Source organism: Streptomyces sp. NPDC002004 (assembly GCF_053593975.1).
The window spans coordinates 126354-144718 of record NZ_JBSFDP010000006.1 but is presented as its reverse complement, the minus strand read 5'-3'; the positions used below and the strand labels follow the sequence as shown (position 1 = coordinate 144718).

The 18365-nt window shown below is 71.4% G+C and carries 19 protein-coding genes; 9 read left to right on the top strand and 10 right to left on the bottom strand.

Going from position 1 to position 18365, the window contains the following annotated elements; translation table 11 throughout:
• The first annotated feature begins 184 nt into the window (after positions 1-184).
• Both ACWCP6_RS12745 and ACWCP6_RS12740 read left to right on the top strand, forming a co-directional pair.
• Entirely contained in the window at positions 185-559 is a 375-nt protein-coding gene (locus tag ACWCP6_RS12745; protein WP_450932414.1) for a F0F1 ATP synthase subunit epsilon, read from the top strand.
• 127 nt (positions 560-686) lie between these two features.
• The gene (locus ACWCP6_RS12740) at positions 687-1139 is read left to right on the top strand and encodes a DUF2550 domain-containing protein (RefSeq protein WP_450932413.1); all 453 of its coding nucleotides are present in this window, start codon (positions 687-689) and stop codon (positions 1137-1139) included.
• 75 nt (positions 1140-1214) lie between these two features.
• On the opposite strand, the gene ACWCP6_RS12735 is transcribed toward ACWCP6_RS12740, so the two are convergent.
• The 3 genes from ACWCP6_RS12735 to ACWCP6_RS12725 all read right to left on the bottom strand — a co-directional run bounded on the left by ACWCP6_RS12735 (position 1215) and on the right by ACWCP6_RS12725 (position 4962).
• Positions 1215-3047 (bottom strand): glycosyl hydrolase family 18 protein, encoded by a 1833-nt coding sequence (locus ACWCP6_RS12735; protein ID WP_450932412.1) that lies wholly within the window; start codon positions 3045-3047, stop codon positions 1215-1217.
• Positions 3048-3134: 87 nt separating this feature from the next.
• Complete coding sequence (locus ACWCP6_RS12730) at positions 3135-3779, bottom strand: response regulator (RefSeq protein WP_450932411.1); 645 nt, start codon at positions 3777-3779, stop codon at positions 3135-3137.
• Positions 3780-3786: 7 nt separating this feature from the next.
• Complete coding sequence (locus tag ACWCP6_RS12725; protein ID WP_450932410.1) at positions 3787-4962, bottom strand: sensor histidine kinase; 1176 nt, start codon at positions 4960-4962, stop codon at positions 3787-3789.
• 164 nt (positions 4963-5126) lie between these two features.
• Between ACWCP6_RS12725 and ACWCP6_RS12720 the strand changes: the two genes are divergently transcribed.
• Positions 5127-5705 carry a hypothetical protein gene (locus ACWCP6_RS12720; protein ID WP_450932409.1) on the top strand — a complete coding sequence of 193 codons (579 nt, stop codon included), beginning with the start codon at positions 5127-5129 and terminating at the stop codon, positions 5703-5705.
• Positions 5706-5803: 98 nt separating this feature from the next.
• Here the strand turns inward: ACWCP6_RS12720 and ACWCP6_RS12715 are convergent, their stop codons facing one another.
• The 3 genes from ACWCP6_RS12715 to ACWCP6_RS12705 all read right to left on the bottom strand — a co-directional run bounded on the left by ACWCP6_RS12715 (position 5804) and on the right by ACWCP6_RS12705 (position 7988).
• Positions 5804-6376, bottom strand: a complete 573-nt coding sequence (locus ACWCP6_RS12715; RefSeq protein WP_450932408.1) for a cob(I)yrinic acid a,c-diamide adenosyltransferase — start codon at positions 6374-6376, stop codon at positions 5804-5806.
• A 13-nt stretch (positions 6377-6389) separates the two neighbouring features.
• A complete protein-coding gene (locus tag ACWCP6_RS12710) occupies positions 6390-7139 on the bottom strand; it encodes an ABC transporter permease (protein ID WP_450932407.1) in 750 nt (249 codons plus the stop codon).
• 66 nt (positions 7140-7205) lie between these two features.
• On the bottom strand, positions 7206-7988 hold the full coding sequence (locus tag ACWCP6_RS12705; RefSeq protein WP_450932406.1) for an ABC transporter ATP-binding protein: 783 nt from the start codon (positions 7986-7988) through the stop codon (positions 7206-7208).
• 82 nt (positions 7989-8070) lie between these two features.
• Here ACWCP6_RS12705 and ACWCP6_RS12700 point away from each other — a divergent pair, with 82 nt between their 5' ends.
• The 4 genes from ACWCP6_RS12700 to ACWCP6_RS12685 all read left to right on the top strand — a co-directional run bounded on the left by ACWCP6_RS12700 (position 8071) and on the right by ACWCP6_RS12685 (position 13068).
• Positions 8071-8712, top strand: a complete 642-nt coding sequence (locus ACWCP6_RS12700) for a TetR/AcrR family transcriptional regulator (protein ID WP_450932405.1) — start codon at positions 8071-8073, stop codon at positions 8710-8712.
• Between the two features lie 181 nt (positions 8713-8893).
• Positions 8894-9745: a 3-hydroxyacyl-CoA dehydrogenase family protein gene (locus ACWCP6_RS12695; protein WP_450932404.1), complete on the top strand. Its 852-nt coding sequence runs from the start codon at positions 8894-8896 to the stop codon at positions 9743-9745.
• Between the two features lie 153 nt (positions 9746-9898).
• Positions 9899-10222 (top strand): STAS domain-containing protein, encoded by a 324-nt coding sequence (locus ACWCP6_RS12690; protein ID WP_450932403.1) that lies wholly within the window; start codon positions 9899-9901, stop codon positions 10220-10222.
• A gap of 275 nt (positions 10223-10497) precedes the next feature.
• Positions 10498-13068 carry an ATP-binding protein gene (locus ACWCP6_RS12685; RefSeq protein WP_450932402.1) on the top strand — a complete coding sequence of 857 codons (2571 nt, stop codon included), beginning with the start codon at positions 10498-10500 and terminating at the stop codon, positions 13066-13068.
• Positions 13069-13135: 67 nt separating this feature from the next.
• Here ACWCP6_RS12685 and nucS read toward each other — a convergent pair whose 3' ends face one another.
• Positions 13136-13807, bottom strand: a complete 672-nt coding sequence (nucS, locus tag ACWCP6_RS12680; protein WP_450932401.1) for an endonuclease NucS — start codon at positions 13805-13807, stop codon at positions 13136-13138.
• A 292-nt stretch (positions 13808-14099) separates the two neighbouring features.
• On the opposite strand from nucS, the gene ACWCP6_RS12675 reads away from it, so the two are divergent.
• Complete coding sequence (locus ACWCP6_RS12675; RefSeq protein WP_450932400.1) at positions 14100-14492, top strand: SCO5389 family protein; 393 nt, start codon at positions 14100-14102, stop codon at positions 14490-14492.
• A gap of 82 nt (positions 14493-14574) precedes the next feature.
• On the opposite strand, the gene ACWCP6_RS12670 is transcribed toward ACWCP6_RS12675, so the two are convergent.
• Positions 14575-15603 carry an LLM class flavin-dependent oxidoreductase gene (locus ACWCP6_RS12670; RefSeq protein WP_450932399.1) on the bottom strand — a complete coding sequence of 343 codons (1029 nt, stop codon included), beginning with the start codon at positions 15601-15603 and terminating at the stop codon, positions 14575-14577.
• A gap of 212 nt (positions 15604-15815) precedes the next feature.
• On the opposite strand from ACWCP6_RS12670, the gene ACWCP6_RS12665 reads away from it, so the two are divergent.
• Positions 15816-16145, top strand: a complete 330-nt coding sequence (locus ACWCP6_RS12665; RefSeq protein ID WP_450932398.1) for an ATP/GTP-binding protein — start codon at positions 15816-15818, stop codon at positions 16143-16145.
• Positions 16146-16190: 45 nt separating this feature from the next.
• On the opposite strand, the gene ACWCP6_RS12660 is transcribed toward ACWCP6_RS12665, so the two are convergent.
• On the bottom strand, positions 16191-17057 hold the full coding sequence (locus ACWCP6_RS12660; RefSeq protein WP_450932397.1) for an ABC transporter permease: 867 nt from the start codon (positions 17055-17057) through the stop codon (positions 16191-16193).
• On the bottom strand, positions 17054-18265 hold the full coding sequence (locus tag ACWCP6_RS12655) for an ATP-binding cassette domain-containing protein (protein WP_450932396.1): 1212 nt from the start codon (positions 18263-18265) through the stop codon (positions 17054-17056). The genes ACWCP6_RS12660 and ACWCP6_RS12655 overlap by 4 nt, the downstream gene beginning before the upstream one ends.
• Positions 18266-18365: the final 100 nt, after the last annotated feature.

Sequence of the window (18365 nt, the reverse complement as noted above, 5' to 3'; positions counted from 1 at the left end):
CCCCCTCACCACGCCACCTGCTGGCTTTCCCCGGGGATCGCACCCATGTGCGGCTCGCGCCGCGCGGTCCCCGGAGCCCGGCTCTACAGCCGGGACGGGGCCGGGCACTTCCGGTGCCACAGGCCCTACTAGACTTATGACCCAACACCCGGCATCCGCCGGGTGGTGACCCGAGGAGCCACCCTTGGCTGCTGAGCTGCACGTCGAGCTGGTCGCTGCCGACCGCCAGGTCTGGTCCGGTGAGGCCACCCTGGTCGTCGCGCGCACCACGTCCGGCGACATCGGCGTCATGCCCGGTCACCAGCCGCTGCTCGGTGTGCTGGAGTCGGGCCCGGTGACCATTCGTACGAGCGAGGGCGGGACGGTCGTCGCCGCGGTGCACGGCGGTTTCGTCTCGTTCGCCGACAACAAGCTGTCGCTGCTGGCCGAGATCGCCGAGCTGTCGGACGAGATCGATGTCCAGCGCGCTGAGCGGGCACTCGACCGCGCCAAGTCGGATGCGGACGCCGCAGCCGAGCGGCGCGCCGATGTCCGACTGCGTGCGGTGGCGGTGCGCTGACCCTGCGTATCGCATGACGTGACTCAGCCGCGGCCGGGACTGGAGACCTCCAGACCGGGCCGCGGCTGAGGCAATGCGGGATCAATTTTGCTGTTCCGTTACAGATGAGGCGAGGAGGTCGGAACCGATGATCCTCGCCTTGCTCGTGTGCGGAATCGCGGTGATCGCGCTGGTCGTGCTGGGGCTCTTCGCCTTCGGGCTGCGCCGCCGGCTGATCCAGCGTTCGGGTGGCACCTTCGACTGCTCTCTGCGCTGGAACGCCCCGGAGGAAGGTGCCGACCCCGGCGGCAAGGGATGGGGCTACGGCATCGCCCGCTACAACGGCGACCGCATCGAATGGTTCCGCGTCTTCTCCTACGCACCGCGTCCGCGCCGGGTGCTGGAGCGCTCGCAGATCGAGGTGGTCGGGCGGCGTGCCCCCGCGGGCGAGGAGGAGCTGGCGCTGCTCTCCGACGCGGTCGTGCTCGCGTGTCTGCACCGCGGCACCCGGCTGGAACTGGCGATGAGCGAGGACGCGCTGACCGGTTTCCTCGCCTGGCTGGAGGCGGCCCCGCCCGGACAACGGGTGAATGTGGCGTAGGCCCTGCTCATACGGACATGAACGCTCCCCCGGACGATGCCCGGGGGAGCGTTGTCGTCGTACGGCGCGCAGGGGTTACTGCAGTCCGCTGCTGATGGCGCTCACCAGCTCACCGCCCGCGGTGTCGCCGCTGAACTCCCAGAAGAAGGCACCACGCAGTCCCTGGCCCTTCGCCCAGCTCATTTTCCCGGCGATCGTCGACGGTGTGTCGTACGACCACCAGTTGCTGCCGCAGTGCGCGTACGCCGTACCGGCGACCGTGCCGGTGACCGGGCAGCTGCTCTTGAGGACCTTGTAGTCCTCGATGCCCTGCTCGTACGTGCCCGCCGCCGGGCCCGTCGCGGTGCCGCCCGGGGCGTCCTGGGTGACTCCGGTCCAGCCGCGGCCGTAGAAGCCGATGCCGACGAGCAGCTTGCTCGCGGGCACGCCCTTGGCCCGGTACTTGGCGATGGCGTCGGCGGTGGTGAAGCCCTGGTGCGGAATGCCGCTGTAGGAGGTGAGCGGGGAGTGCGGGGCGGTGGGGCCCTGTGCGTCCCAGGCGCCGAAGAAGTCGTACGTCATGACGTTGTACCAGTCGACGTACTGGGCGGCCCCGGCGTAGTCGGCGGCGTCGATCTTGCCGCCGGACGACCCGTCGGCGGTGACGGCCGCCGTGACCAGCTTCGACGAGCCGAACTTCGCGCGCAGCGCGGCCATGACGTTCTTGAAGGCCGCGGCCCCGCTGCTGTCACAGCTCAGACCGCAGGCGTTCGGGTACTCCCAGTCGATGTCGATGCCGTCGAAGACGTCCGCCCAGCGCGGGTCCTCGACGAGCTGGTAGCAGGAGTCGGCGAACGCGGCCGGGTTCTTCGCGGCCTCCGTGAAGCCGCCGGACCAGGTCCAGCCGCCGAACGACCAGAGCACCTTCAGGTTCGGGTGCTTGGCCTTGAGCTGGCGCAGCTGGTTGAAGGCGCCGCGCAGCGGCTGGTCCCAGGTGTCGGCCTGGCCGGAGACCGAGTTGGCCGCCGTGTACGCCATGTCGGTGTCCGCGTAGGAGTCGCCCATGGTGCACTTGCCGCCCTGGACGTTGCCGAAGGCGTAGTTGATGTGGGTGATCTTCGCGGCGGAGCCCGAGGTCTCGAGGTTCTTCGGGTAGTACTGGCGGCCGTAGACGCCCCAGTCCGTGAAGTACCCCAGCTTGACCGTGTTGCCGGGTGGCGGGGTGGTGCCGCCGCCGGTGGTGTGCACCTTCACGGAGCCGCTGACCGGCCCGGTCTGGTCGGCGGTGTCACGGGCCTGCACGGTGTACGAGTAGTCGGTGCCGGCGCTCAGCCCGCTGTCCGTGTACGAGGTGGTGGTGACGGTGGCCACCTTGGTGCCGTCGCGCAGCACGTCGTAGTTCTTGACGCCCTTGTCGTCGGTGGCCGCCGTCCAGGAGAGCTTCGCCGAGGTGTCGGTGACGCCGGAGGCGGTGGGGGTGCCCGGCGCGGAGGGCGGGTTGTCGCCGGGGACGGTGCCGCCGCCGTCGCAGGAGCCGCCGTTGAGCTTGCAGTTGGACGGGGCGCCGGGACCGGAGCCGTTGAAGCCGAAGGAGACGGAGGCGCCCGGGGCGAGCGTGCCGTTGTAGGACTTGTTCTTGGCGGTCCAGTGGGTGCCTGAGCTGGTGACGTCGGCGTCCCATGCGGAGGTCACGGAGGTGCCGGAGGGGAAGTCCCACTCGACGGTCCAGGAGCTGAGCGTCGTGGTGCCGGTGTTCTTGACGGTCCACTTGCCTTCGAAGCCGGTGCCCCAGTCCTGGGTCTTGACGTAGGTCGCGGTGGCGTCGGCCGCGGCAGCGGCGGGGCTTGCCAGGCCGACCAGGGCGGCGAAGGGGAGCAGCAGGGTGGTCACGCCCACCACGGCTCTCCGTCTGATGCGTCCGAAGCGCATTCCGCGCCTCCTCGTGGGGAGTTGGTTGAGGTGCGGAGGAGAATAGAAAGGTCTGGACCAACGGTCAAGAGGTCTGGACCAAAGCTGCTACAGAGTCAACTCCCGTGCCAGCACCGCCGCTTGGGCCCTGCTGCGCAGCTCCAGCTTGCCCAGCAACCGGCTCACATGCGTCTTGACCGTCGTCTCGGCCATGCCGAGACGATCCGCGATCTCCGCGTTCGACAGCCCTTCGCCCAGGCATCCGAGCACCTCGCGCTCACGCCGCGTCAGCGCGTCCAGCACCGACGGATCGGCCCCGACCGCACCGCGTACCGGCTGCGCAGCGAACTCCGCGATCAGCCGGCGGGTCACCGCGGGCGCGATCAGACCCTCGCCGCGGCCGACCGCACGGACCGCCTCCAGCAGGTCCTTCGCCTCCGTGTTCTTCAGCAGAAAGCCGGCCGCACCCGCGCGCAGCGACCCGAAGACGTACTCGTCGAGGTCGAAGGTGGTCAGGACGAGCACATCCGCGAACCCTTCCGCGACGATCTGCCGGGTGGCCGTCACCCCGTCCACTCGCGGCATCTGCACATCCATCAGCACCAGATCGGGGCGGAGTTCCCGGGCGAGCGCGACCGCCCGTTCGCCGTCGGCGGCCTCGCCGACGACCTCGATGTCCGGGGCGCTGCGCAGAATGAGGACGAGTCCCGCCCGCACGGCGCTCTGGTCCTCCGCGACGAGTACGCGGATCATGTCTCGGTCACTCCTTCACGGGAGAGTCGGTCGGATCGACGGGCAGGTCGGCCCGGACACACCAGGTTTGGTCCTCGGGCCCCGCCCCGAAGGTGCCGCCGAGCAGTGCGGTGCGCTCCCGCATGCCGACGAGTCCGTGGCCGGAGCCGGGGGCCCCCGGTCCCTGCCGCTCGCCCAGGGGGCTGCGCACGGTGACCGTGAGCCCGGCGTCGTGGCGGGCCAGCGCCACCGTGACCGGGCCCGGCGCGGCGTGCTTCAGCGCGTTCGTCAGGGACTCCTGCACGATGCGGTACGCCGCGAGACCGATCGGCGCCGGAAGGCTCTCGTCGGCGCGCCGGGCGTCGTCCAGGGCGACGTCCAGACCGTTGCCGCGTGCGCCGTCCACCAGGGTGCCCAGACCGTCCAGGGTGGGGGCCGCCGCCGGCTCACGGTCACCGCTCGAATCGCGCAGGATGCCGATGAGGCGCCGCATCTCCGCCAGCCCCTCGACGCTGTTCTCGCGGATGACCGTGAGCGCACCGTGCGTGGTGCGCGGATCGTCGAGCGACAGCGCGGCGGTGGCGTGGATCGCGATCGCCGACAGGTGGTTCGCCACCATGTCGTGGAGCTCCCGGGCCATCCGGGCCCGTTCGGAGGTGACCGCCTGCGTCCGGTCCATCTCGGCCAGCAGCGCCGTCTGCTCGGCGCGCAGCCGGGCCGTCTCGGCGACCTCGCGGTGATTGCGGACGAGGGCGCCGGTGGCGGCCGGGGCGAAGCAGACGATCGCCGTGACGGCGCCGAGCTGCAGCGCCTCGGGTTTGTGCCACCAGCTCAGGAAGCCGATCGTGACGGCCACCGTGATCAGGCCCGTGGTCACCGGGATCCGGCGGGCCGCGGCGGGAGTGCCGTACAGCACGGCCGCGTACACCAGGTCGGTGAACATCACGACCGTGGCCAGACTGCCCACCGTGAACTGGTCCGCGATGACGGCGATGGTGCCCACGAGCAGGGCGAACTGCGGGTGGGAGCGGCGTACCAGCTCCAGTGCCGCCGTCACCGCGAGCGGGGCCAGCACCCAGGCCCCGCCCAGCGGGCGGCCGCCCTGCGAGTGCAGCCCGAGCGTCCAGAGCAGCAGGCCGCCGAGCACACCGGCGAGGGCGATGAGGACGTCCCCGCGATGGGGGCGGGGGAGCGGCACGGACATGCCCCCATCCAACACGGCGGCCACGGGCCACCGCGTGCTGCTCGAGGAGGAGCCGTGCGGGACGCGTCGGTACATCGAAGGATGCAGTCGCACTTCGTCACCGACGACGACGATCCGCGCCCGGCCGCACGGGAGCCTGGGAGGGTGAACGAGAGGAGCGAGCCGTGGTCGTGACGCTGATCGTCGCCTGCGAAGTCGGGTTCTGGGTGCTGCTGGCGGCGGGGCTGGCCGTGCGCTATCTGCTGAAGCTGCGCCGCACGAGCGTCGCGCTGCTGCTGTGCGAGCCGCTGCTGGAGGTGGTGCTGCTCGCCGTCACCGCGATCGATCTGAAGAACGGTGCCGAGCCGGACTGGGAACACGGCCTGGCCGCCGTCTACATCGGCTTCACCGTCGGCTTCGGTCACTCCACCATCGCCTGGCTCGACGCGCACGCCGCCCACCGGCTCGGCGGCGGCCCGCGTCCGCCCGGGCCGCCGCGCTACGGCATCGCCCGCGCCCGCCACGAGGGCAGGCTCTGGCTGCGTACCGTCCTCGCGGCGGCCGTGGCGTGCGCGCTGCTGGAGATCGCCGTCCGGTACGTCGGCGACCCGGGAGCCGTCGGACCCCTGCGTTCCTGGCAGGCGGTCGCGCTGCGGGCCGCCGGGATCCACGGAGTGATCGCCCTGACCTATCTCATCTGGCCGAAGAAGGCCCCGGCGGGCGCACCGCAGGAGGAGCACAGCCGCCCGCACAGCAGGCTCTAGCCGCCTGCCGCCTGCCGCCTGCCGCCTGCCGCCTGCCGCCTGCCGCCTGCCGCCTGCCGCCTGCCGTCGCCGACCGCTCGTCCGCCGGGCCCGGCTCGCTAGCGCTCGCCCCCCGGGACCCAGAGGACGTCGCCCGTCTCCTTGTTCGCGGTCCGCGCCAGGATGAACAGCAGGTCGGACAGACGGTTCAGATACGTCGCCGTCAGCGGGTTCATCGTCTCGCCGTGGACCTCCAGGGCGGCCCAGGTGGAGCGCTCGGCACGGCGGACGACGGTGCAGGCCTGGTGCAGCAGCGCCGCGCCCGGCGTACCACCCGGCAGGATGAAGCTGCGCAGCTTCTCCAGGCGCTCGTTGAAGCGGTCGCAGTCCGCCTCCAGCCGGTCGACGTAGAACTGCTCGACCCGCAGCGGCGGGAACTTCGGGTCCTCGACCACCGGCGTGGACAGGTCCGCACCCACGTCGAACAGGTCGTTCTGGACGCGGGTGAGCACCTGCACGACCTCCTCGTCGAGGCCGCCCAGGGCGATCGCGGTGCCGATCACCGCGTTCGCCTCGTTGGCGTCGGCGTACGCCGAGATCCGCAGGTCCGTCTTGGCGGTGCGGCTCATGTCCCCGAGGGCCGTCGTGCCCTGGTCGCCGGTCCGTGTGTAGATGCGCGTCAGGTTGACCATGAGGTCAGCGTAGTTAGGCGCCGGCCGTCCGGAAGACCCGTGTGCCGACCGTCACGGCGAGTCCCGTGAAACCGAGGGCGACCAGCACGCCGTACAGCATGTGGTCGGTGGCGTACCGCCCGACGTACGCGTCGCGCATCGCGTCCACCAGATAGCGCACGGGCATGAAGTGGGACACCACGTCGAGCCAGCCGGGGGCCAGCGTCATCGGCAGCATCAGGCCCGAGAGCAGCATCGTCGGCATGGCGACGGAGTTGATCGCCGGGCCGAACTCCTGCGGGGTGCGGACCTTCATCGCCAGCGCGTAGGAGAGCGAGGCGAGGGCCGTCGTCAGCAGGGCGACGAAGCCGAAGCTGATCAGCACCCCGGCGAGCGGCGCGCGCAGGCCCATGGCGAGGGCGGCCAGGACCACCAGCACCGCCTGGAAGACGAAGAGCGCGGCGTCGCGCAGCACCCGGCCGAGCAGCAGCGCGAGCCGGCTCACCGGTGTCACGCGCATGCGCTCCACGATGCCGTGGTTGTTCTCGATGATGACCGCGAACCCGGAGAACGCGGCGCCGAACAGGCCCAGTTGGAGCAGCAGCCCGGGCACGAGCACCTGCCAGGAGCTGCCGTGCGAGGCGAGCGGCAGACCGGTCAGCAGCGGTCCGAAGAAGAACAGGTAGAGCATCGGCATCAGGACGCCGAAGAGGATCTGGAAGCGGGAGCGCAGCGTCTGCCGTGCGTAGCGGCCGAAGATCAGCGCGGTGTCGTGCAGGAGCATCTGGAGTCCTCTACTGAGTTCTGCGGGGTGGGTCCGGTACGCCGCGGGAGGCGGCGTAGGCGCAGGTCACACGGCGACCGGGGCGGCCGGGTCGGCGGCCGGGCCGCGTCCCGTGATGGCGAGGAACGTGTCCTGGAGCGAGGCGTCGATCGAGCCGCCGTACTGCAGCTTCAGTGCGCTCGGCGTGCCCTCCGCGGCGACCACGCCCTGGTCCACGACCACGATCCGGTCGGCGAGCGCGTCCGCCTCGTCGAGGTAGTGCGTGGTCAGGAAGACCGTGGTGCCGTGCTCGTCGCGCAGCCGGCGCACCAGATCCCACAGGTCGGCGCGGCTGCCCGGGTCGAGCCCGGTGGTCGGCTCGTCCAGGAACAGCACCTCGGGGCGGTGCATGAGGCCCATCGCGATGTCCAGGCGGCGCCGCTGGCCCCCGGAGAGCGCGGCCGTCCTGCGGTCCAGAAGGTCCGTCAGCCCGAGGTCCCGGGCCAACTCCTCGGTTCGGGAAGCGGCCTGATCCCTGTTCATGCGATAGAGCCGCCCCTGGGTCACCAGCTCCTCCCCGACCGTCACGGTCGGGTCGACGCCGCCGGACTGGGCGACGTAGCCGGTGCTGCGCCGCACTCCGACCGGGTCCTGCGCCAGGTCGTGGCCCGCGACGGTGGCGCGGCCGCCGGTGGGTGCGAGCAGCGTGGTGAGCATGCGCAGGGTCGTCGTCTTGCCCGCGCCGTTCGGGCCGAGGAAGCCGAGGATCTCGCCCCGCTGCACGGAGAGGTCGATACCGCGGACCGCTTCGACACGGCCGCGCTGGGTGGTGAAGGTCCGGGCGAGGCCGGACGCCGTGATGACTGGCATGCCCACAGAAAAACAGAGTCACTGAAATTTTGCAACGACACCAAAATTTCAGGGAGTCCAATGAACGGCTACGATGGGCGGCATGGCAGAGGGGCTCAGGGAGCGGAAGAAGCGGCAGACGAGGCAGTACATCTCGGACATGGCCACCGGCCTGTTCCTGGAGCGCGGCTTCGACGCGGTGACCATCGCGGAGATCGCCCAGGCCGCGGATGTCTCGGTGAACACCGTCTACAACTACTTCCCGGCCAAGGAGGACCTCTTCCTCGACCGGAGCCAGGGCATCGTCGACCGGCTCTCGCGCTGGGTGCGGGGACGCCGCGCCGGCGAGTCGGCGGCCGACGCCGTGCTGCGCGAGATCCGCGAGGAGGTGGAGGCGGTTTCGCCGCGCATGGGCCTGTTCAACGGTTATGCCGGATTCATGCGGGTCATCGACGGCGCACCCGCCCTCCGTTCCCGTCTGTGGAGCATCGCTCAGGAGGTGCTGGAGAACCTGGAGCGGGCGCTGCGCGAGGAGACCGGCGCGGATCCGGGGGACCGGCTGCCGACCCTGGTCGCCGGGCAGATCAACTGGGTTCACCAGACCGTCATGGCGGTGATCGGCCGCGAGATGATGGCCGGGCGGAGCCCCGACGAGGTCTCGCGCGAGGTGCTGGGGCTGCTCGACGAGATGGAGGCCCTGCTCGGTGAAAAGGTTCTCAACTACGCAATTCGCCACGAGGGATGAGGGGAGTCTGCGGTGGTTCGTGCGCGCGCGTGCGCCGGACGAGCCGTCAGAACCGGTCGCTCCGGTGTGATGTCCGTCATTCGAGACGTGACGCGCATCTCTTCCCCGCCCCACGGCCCCTCACGAGCGCTAATGTCCGCCGGAGAACCGAACGTAAACAGCGTGTAAGGGGAGTCGGACAGTGGCACGCAAGCTCGCCGTCATCGGCGCCGGACTCATGGGTTCCGGTATTGCTCAGGTCTCCGCACAGGCCGGCTGGGACGTCGTCCTGCGGGACGTCACGGACGAGGCGCTGACCCGGGGCACCGACGGCATCAAGGCCTCGTACGACAAGTTCGTGAGCAAGGGCAAGCTCGACGCGGCCGACGCCGAGGCGGCGTTCGCGCGCATCACCACGACGACCGACCTGGACGCCGCGGCCGACGCCGACATCGTGGTCGAGGCGGTCTTCGAGAAGCTCGAGGTCAAGCACGAGATCTTCCGTACGCTCGACAAGCTCGTGCGTGACGACGCCGTGCTCGCCTCCAACACCTCCGCCATCCCGATCACCAAGATCGCGGCGGTCACCGAGCGGCCGGAGCGGGTCGTCGGCACGCACTTCTTCTCGCCCGTCCCGATGATGCAGCTGTGCGAGCTCGTCCGCGGCTACAAGACCAGCGACGAAACCCTGGCCACCGCACGGGAGTTCGCCGAGTCGGTCGGCAAGACCTGCATCGTCGTCAACCGCGACGTGGCGGGGTTCGTCACCACGCGCCTGATCTCGGCGCTCGTCGTCGAGGCCGCCAAGCTGTACGAGTCGGGTGTGGCCTCCGCCGAGGACATCGACATCGCCTGCAAGCTGGGCTTCGGCCACGCCATGGGGCCGCTGGCCACCGCGGACCTCACGGGCGTCGACATCCTGCTGCACGCCACCAGCAACATCTACACCGAGTCGCAGGACGAGAAGTTCGCTCCGCCGGAGCTGATGCGCCGGATGGTTGACGCCGGTGACATCGGCCGCAAGAGCGGGCAGGGCTTCTACAAGCACGGATGATCGAGCGCTGATGCGTCGGACCGGCGGGGAGCCGTCCCGCCGGTCACCCTTTCGGGGGGAGTTTGGTATCGGTTCGCTTACAGGGCGCAACGGTTCCGCCTAACGGACAGTCAGTCAGTTGCAGTGATGTACACACACTCCCGGGGAGCGCATATGCACATCAGGGGCGACCACGCCGAGCTGGTCGTCGGGGGCCGCCTCGACGTCCGCAGCGCGGCGGACGCCCGAACGGTCCTGCACTCGGCCGTGGACGACGGAGCCGGTGACCTGGTGCTCGACCTGTCAGAACTGGACTCCTGGGACGCCACCGGCCTCGGCGTCATCATGGGCGCGCACCGGCGGGCCGGGCGCTGCGGACGCCGACTCGTACTGCGCGGCGTACCACCCCAGATGCAGCGGCTGCTCGTGGCGACCCGGCTGCACCGGATCCTCGCCATCGAGGGCGGCATCGGTCTGGAGTCGCTGCCCCGCGTCTGAGGCGGCAGCGCACCCGAGTGCCGGACCGAGGCGCGTGCGATCCGGTCGTACGCGTGCGAGGGGTACGAAGCGCCCCTCGGGCGCAATCCTCACGAGACTGTGATGTCTCGGACCACGCGGCACCCCGCTGGTTTCGGGATACTGGGCGAAGGTCTAGGGTGCGGTCGCCCGCCCATGATGAAAACCCTTGACGGCGGGCACCGGACCAGAAGCGACAGCGCGGTGTGCACAAGGCCGGGAGGGGCTCGGCACACGACGCTTTTGGGGGGCTGACCATGGACCCGATGAACCGCGGCGCCGACGAGTTCGACGAGGACGCGAACGGCGACGAAACCCACCGCGAGGAAGGCCCGGCGGCGACCCCGCAGCGCCCTCCGCGCGATGCACTCACACCCCCGCTCGGACAGGGCGGCGACCGCTCGGGAGCGGCGTACGCACGCACCGTCCGGCTCGTCGCCGGCGACTTCCTGCTGACCGTCAACCCCGTCGACGGCAGCGAGATCGAGCTCTGCCCGCCGGGTGAGCAGCCCGCCGCCCCGGCCAAGCACGGCGAGGCGGAGCGCACCGAACTCCGTCGTGCCGCCCAGCCGCCCGTCCCGCCCGGTCCCGCACTGCCCCGGCTGCCGCTGCTGGAGCGCCAGGAGGAGCGCGAACGCCTCGTCGGACTCCTCGCCCGCGGCCGCTCCGTCCGCCTGACCGGCCCCTCCGGCTCCGGCCGCACCGCGCTGCTCGACGTCGTCGCCGAGGACTGCGCCGACCTCGCCCCCGACGGTGTCATCCGCCTGTCCGGCCACCGCCGCACCGTCGGCGAACTGCTGCGCGACCTGGCCGCTGCCGTGTACGACGTCGACAAGCACCGGCCCGACCGCCCTCTGCTCCTGGAACTCGTCCGCGGCATCGGCGCCGTCGTCGTCCTCGACGACCTGGAGTTCGGCGGCGCCGCGCTCGGCGAACTCCTCGAAGCCACCCCCGAGTGCGCCTTCGTCGTCGCCACCACGCCCGACGTGCCCGGGCCGTCCGACGACGAGTCCGTCGAGGAGGTCGTCCTCGGCGGACTCGGCCGCAGCAGCGGCGTCGACCTGCTCGAACGCGCCGTGGGCCGCGCCCTCACCGAGGAGGAGGAGAACTGGGCGGGCGACCTGTGGTTCGAATCCGAGGGCCTGCCGCTGCGCTTCGTCCAGGCCGGTGCCCTGCTGCGCCAGCGCGACCGGCTGCGCACCGACCCGGAGGCCTTCGACGAGTACGGCTACTTCGGCGGCACCCCTGCCGCCGAGCTCTCGACTCCGCTCGAGGAGGGAGGTGCCCCCTTCACCGAGGACGACCACGTGGTGCCGCTGCCCTCGGTCGCCGACGGGGCAGCCCCGGCCGCGCTGCTCGCCTCCCGGCTCAGCTCCTCCGCCCGTGCCACCCTGCGGTTCGCCGTGGCGCTCGGCGGCGAGGTGCCGCACCAGGCCCATCTGCCCGCCCTCGTCGGCGACACCCACGCGGACGCCGCGCTCGCCGAACTGGTGGGCGCCGCCCTGGTCACACCCGTCGGACCGCGCTACCGGCTCGCCTCCGGCGTCCGCACCCAGCTGGAGGCCGCGGGCTTCGACGCCGAGTCCGCCGACCGCGTCGAAACCGCAGCACAGCACTACGCCTGGTGGGCCGGCCACCCGTCGGTGACCCCGCAGCGGGTCTGCGCCGAGGCGGACGCGGTTCTCGCCGCGCTCTCGACGCTCGTGCCCGCCACGACCACCGTCACCCCGGACAGCGGCGAGCAGAGCACCGCCGTGAAGCTGGCCCGCGCCGCCGCGCCCGCCTTCGCCGCCGGACTCGACTGGGGCGCCTGGGAGCGCACGCTGCGCTCGGGGCAGGAAGCCGCCCGGCTCTCCGGCGAGGTCGGCGACGCCGCCTACTTCCACCACGAACTGGGCGTGCTCGCGCTCTGCGGCGGACAGCTCGACCGGGCCCGCGCCGAACTGGAGGCGTCCATCGCGCTGCGCGGCGCCCTCGCCGACAAGCGCGGCACCGTCGCGGGCCGCCGCGCCCTCGCGCTGGTCGCGGACCGCTCGGGCGGCGCCGTCCCCGGAGGGCGCACCCCGGCGGGCGAGGAGGTGCCGGCAGCCCGGTACGAGGAGTCCGCGTCACCGCCCGGAGGTGTCCCGGCCGCGTTCGCGCTGCCCGGCACGGACGGCGAGGCGGAGACGCTGCTCACGCCGCGCGACGGCCGCTCCCCGGTCCCCGCGGCCAAGTCCGCGAGCGGCCCGTGGGCCAGGCTCACCGGTGCCCGCCGCAATGTGGTCGCGGCGGGTGCGGGCGCCCTGCTCGCCGCGGTGCTCGGCACCGTGGTCACCCTCGGCGCCACCTCCGACCAGCACGACACGCCGTCCGACAAGGTCGGAGTGCACCCCGCCGCCAGCCAGGACACCGGCGACGACGGCCTCGGCGCCGACAAGGCGGGCGACGGCTCGGGCGACGCCGCCAAGCCCCGTCGCACCGACCCGGGCAAGGACGGCCTCATCGGCACATCGGACGATCCGACGCCGGCCCGCCCGGGCACGCCGACCCCGTCGGACAGCGGTTCGGTCACGAGCAGGCCGACGAAGAAGCCGACCGGCAGGCCGTCGGACAGGCCGACGACGTCGAAGCCCCCGACGTCGAAGCCGACGCCGACGAAGTCGTCGTCGCCCAGCCCGACGAAGTCGCCGTCCCCGACACCGACCCCCACGCCGACCGGCAGCTCGTCGCCCAGCACGTCCACATCGGCGAGTGGTTCCACCCCGTCGAGCCCGGCGGGCAGCAGCGCGGCCGGCAGCCCGTCCACAGGCACTCCGGGCACATCGGGGCCGGCGCCTGTGATCTGACCGCGCGGACGGCGACGAGGGGCCGCCCCGGATGCCGGGGCGGCCCCTCGTACGTACGAGCGCAGGGTCAGAACAGACGCAGCTTGTCGTCCTCGATGCCGCGCAGGGCGTCGTAGTCGAGGACCGTGCAGGAGATCCCGCGGTCGGTGGCGAGGACCCGGGCCTGGGGCTTGATCTCCTGGGCGGCGAAGACACCCCGCACCGGCGCGAGATGCGGATCGCGGTTCAACAGCTCCAGATAGCGGGTGAGTTGCTCCACACCGTCGATCTCGCCGCGCCGCTTGATCTCCACGGCGACGGTGCCGCCGTCGGCGTCCCGGCACAGGATGTCCACCGGGCCGATGGCCGTCGGGTACTCGCGGCGGATGAGGGAGTAGCCCTCGCCGAGCGTCTCGATCCGGTCGGCGAGCAGCTCCTGGAGGTGCGCTTCCACGCCGTCCTTGATCAGACCGGGGTCGACCCCGAGCTCGTGCGAGGAGTCGTGCAGTACCTCCTCCATCGTGATGATGAGCTTCTCGCCCGCCTTGTTCACGACGGTCCACACGCCGCTCTCGTCACCGCTGCCCTCCTTGAGGGTGCAGGGCGGTGACATCCAGTTGAGGGGTTTGTAGGCCCGGTCGTCCGCGTGGATCGAAACACTGCCGTCCGCCTTCACCAGGATGAGGCGAGGCGCCGACGGGAGATGGGCGGTGAGCCGGCCCGCGTAGTCAACGGAGCAGCGGGCAATGACGAGACGCATGGTCGGCAACGCTACTCGACGGACGGCGGTGGACGCGATTCGCCCGGCGACCCGGCAGGGAGCGGCCCACGGCGGACCGTCGTCGCCATGTCCCACGCGTCCATCTGCCGCGCATCCGTTTCTTCCTGTATACGACCCCTTCGTGCGTGGCCGGTTGTGCGCGCATTCTCCTGGTGCGAGCAGGGTGTACTGCTTACCGTGGACGCAGGAGGTCGCGATCCGTGCACGCAGCGTATGCGAACTCCTTCCCTGTCCGTCAGCCCCCGCTCGCGGGGGTGTGAGAGGAGAACCCATGTCGCTCGACGTCTCACCGGCCCTACTCGAACAGGCCGAGCGAGGCGAGGTCGACGAAGCGGAATTCGTCGACTGCGTCCGGACCTCCCTGCCCTTCGCATGGGAGATGATCAGCTCCCTGGTGGCCCAGCTGAAGGTGGATGGCGGTGACTTCGCCGACAACCAGACGCCTCCGCCGGACGAGCAGGCACGTGGTCAGCTGCTGCGTGCGCTTGCGAGTGACGCGATACGCGGCGCGCTCCAGCGGCACTTCGGAGTGCGGCTCGCATTCCAGAACTGCCACCGTGTGGCCGTGTTCCCGATGGATCCGTCCGTGGATGAGAGGCTCGCGCGTTTCACCTCCGTACGGGGCCAGTTGCTGAACCAATCGCCCGAGCTGCGGGACTGCTGACACGGCTGTGACCGCCTGCTTGCCGTTCCGTCGGGGGAGGTGGCACCGGGACGGAGCGGCAAGCTCCCGGGGGCGTCGGCCGTCACTTCAGCTGTGACAGCACATCGGCGCCCAGTCGTCGTACGTTCTCCTCCGTCGCGGCGAGGTCGCCGGAACCCTCGACGAGGAGGGCGAAGCGGGTGATCCCGGTGCGCTCCGAGGTCGCCTGGAGCCGGTCGGTGCACAGCTGCGGGCTGCCCACGGGGTGCAGCCTGCAGAGGAGTTCGGTGTACGCGACCGGGTCCCGCATCGCGCGGGCACGGCCGTCGACCGTCGTATGCGCGTCGAGCCCGTGCTTCAGCCAGCCGGGCATCGCCTTCAGCAGGGTCTCGGCGGCCTCCACGCGGCGATCGGCAATCTGGACGACTCCGGCCGAAACATGGCCGGCATCGGCGATCTCCTCGGGACTGCGGCCCGCGGCGCGCGCCTGTGCCCGCCAGGAGGCGACCATCTCCGCCTTTTCCTCGTCACCGATGTGCATGCCGAGCAGCATCGGCAGACCGCGCCGTGCCGCCAGCGTCACGCTCGACGGGGAGGTGCATGCCACGACCACCTCGGGCCCGGTGGCGCCGCTCAGCGCCTCCGTCGGCCGCGGCACGACGGGGACCTCGCGGAATCGGAACCGCTCGCCGTCGGCCCCGACCCGGCTCTCGCCCAGCCAGCGCAGCAACAGGTCCAGCGACTCCGGGAACCCCTTCTCGTACGCCTCGACACCCGTGCCGAACACTTCCAGGTCCACCCAGGGCCCGCCGCGGCCCACGCCCAGCGAGAACCGGCCGCCCGAGGTCACGTGCAGCAGGGCCGCCTGCTCGCCGAGCGCCACCGGGTGCGCGGTCGGCAGCACGCTCACGGCCGTGCCGACGCGGATGCGACGGGTGCGGCCGAGCAGCAGCGCGGCCAGGGTGACCGCGGAGGGACAGGTGCCGTACGGCACGAAATGGTGCTCGGCGAGCCAGACCGCGTCGAGACCCGACTCCTCGGCCGCCTCGGCGGTCCGTACCGCACGGTGCAGTGCCTCCCCCTGGCCCTGGCCCGGGAACTGGGCGGCCAGTACAAAACTTCCTACGCGCATCGCTCCTGCCTTCCTTGGCGCCGACGCGGCGCTCCCCCCTACCGGCAACAACGCCCGACACGTGCCAAGGGCACGGTCTCGCGAAGAGATTGGCGGATTGTCTGCGGAAAGGGCGGGGGATTTAAGGCGGTTGGTTCCCTTCGCCTACCCAGGTCGTCGACGCGTAGGCTGGAGACGGCCCGACATTCCTGTATAGCCCGTGAGGTGTGCCCGTGTCCCCGCGCCGAAACCGTCCGTCAGCCCGTAGGGGCCCCGGTCCGGGCGACGAGGAGCCGGGCGGCCGGTACGGCGGGTTCGAGCGCACCGAGGACTGGCAGGGCGAGGAGTGGAATGTGCGCCATGTCGCGGGCGCGAGCGCGACCGGCAAGACGTACCGGTGCCCGGGCTGCGACCAGATGATCCCCTCCGGGGTCCCTCATGTCGTGGCGTGGCCCCAGTACGGGGGCGTCGACGAGCGGCGCCACTGGCACAAGGCCTGCTGGAACGCGAAGGACCGCCGCACCACGAGGGTGCAGCGGTCCAGGAACGGGCCGCGGTACTGACGGGCCGCGGCGGCGGGGCCCTGCGCGGGGCCCGGCGACGGGTGCCTAGACGTCCCGGCGGTCGAGGAGGACGAAGGCGCCGACGACGGCGGCGGCGGTCAGGCCGACCAGGAGCCAGAGCTGGGAGCTGCCGCCGCTGCCGCCCTCCGCCCCGATCTGGAAGATCTTCGCGAGCGAGTTCGGCGCGTTGTACTCGAGCATCTTCTCGCCGAGCTTCTGGGTGCTCTGCGACATCATCAGGAACGCGGGCAGGATGGCCGGGACGAGGACCAGGCCCAGCATCGCGGTGATCGCACCGGCGGAGTGCCGCAGCATCGCCCCGACGGCGAGCGACAGGACGCCCAGCAGCGACACGTACAGCGCGGCCTTGAAGACCGTGCCGGCCCACGGCTTGTCCGACGCCCCGCTGTGCATGCCGGAGGCCATCAGACCGACCAGCGCGATGGCGACGACGGACACCACGAACGCGACGGCGAAGAAGATCAGGAACTTCGCGGCGAGCACCCGGTGCCGCTGCGGCGACGCGGTGAACGTCGTGCGGATCATCCCGGTCCCGTACTCCGACGTGATCACCAGCACGCCCAGCGTGATCAGGCAGATCTGGCCCAGGATCAGTCCGAAGAAGGCGGGGATGGTGTACGGCGAGGTGGTGTAGTCCGTGTCCGTGGTCTCGGCGGCGATGAGCAGGCCGAGGCCGACGACCAGCGCCAGGAAGATCCCCAGCGTCCACATCGTGGAACGCACGGACCTGATCTTCGTCCACTCCGACGCGAGGGCGTTGCCGAGGTGGGTGCGTCTGACCGGGATCGGCGAGGTGTACGAGGCGCCGGGCGTCGCCTGCCACTGAGGGGCGGGCGACGCGGCCGGAGGCTGCTGCGGCTGCGGCGTCGTCGGCATCGGCGGCGTACTCATCGGGCGTCCTCGCTGTGCGGCTTGGTCAGGTCGGGGGATGCGGGGGCGGCGGCGGGCGGCTGGGCCTGCGCGGGCGCCGGCGGCTGCTGCGGCGCCGCGTAGGGGTTCGGCACGGGCCCTGCAGCACCCGGGGCCGCGTATCCCGGCCCTTGCGGCATCGCGAACGGCTGACCGCCCTGCTGGGGCGGCGGCGGGGCGTACCAGCCCGGCTGGCCCTGCCCGGGCACCGGCATCTGCACCGGCGGCTGCATCCCCGGCGGGAGGGGCTGCATGAGCCCCTCCTTCTGGTCGATCGTCGAGCGGTAGTCGACGGCGCCCTGCGTCATCCGCATGTACGCCTCCTCCAGCGAGGCCTGATGCGGGGACAGCTCCCACAGCCGTACGCCGGCGTCATGAGCCAGGTCGCTGATGCGCGGCAGCGGCAGGCCGGTCACCCGCAGTGCGCCGTCCGTCTCGGGCAGCACCTGGCCGCCCGCCTCGGTGAGCGCGGCCGACAGCTTCTCACGCTGCTGCGGCTCGGTGGCCGGGGTGCGCACCCGCGCGAAGTCGGCGGAGTTCGCGGAGATGAAGTCCTTGATGTTCATGTCGGCGAGCAGCTGGCCGCGGCCGATCACGATCAGGTGGTCGGCGGTCAGGGCCATCTCGCTCATCAGGTGCGAGGAGACGAAGACGGTGCGGCCCTCGGCCGCGAGCGCCTTCATCAGGTTGCGCACCCAGAGGATGCCCTCCGGGTCGAGGCCGTTGACCGGCTCGTCGAAGAGCAGCACCTGCGGGTCGCCGAGCAGCGCGGCCGCGATGCCGAGCCGCTGGCCCATGCCGAGCGAGAATCCCTTGGAGCGCTTCTTCGCCACGTCCTGGAGACCCACCACGCCCAGTACCTCGTCGACACGGCGCTCCGGGATACCGGACAGCTGGGCGAGACAGAGCAGATGGTTGCGGGCGTGCCTGCCGCCGTGCACGGCCTTGGCGTCGAGCAGCGCTCCCACCTGGCGGGGGGCGTTGGGCAGCTTGCGGTAGGGGTGGCCGCCGATCGTCACCTGCCCCGAGGTGGGCTGGTCCAGGCCGAGGATCATCCTCATCGTCGTCGACTTGCCCGAACCGTTGGGCCCGAGAAAGCCGGTGACGGCGCCCGGCCGCACCTGGAAGGAAAGGTTGTACACGGCTGTCTTGGCGCCGTAGCGCTTCGTCAGGCCGACTGCCTCGATCATGCTCCGCACCCATCGAAAGGTTCAGGACGTCGGGGCCCACGCCCCCCGTAAGGGTTAGGAGGATATCCGGGCGCTGACGGTTCCGGCCAAGAGGAAGTAA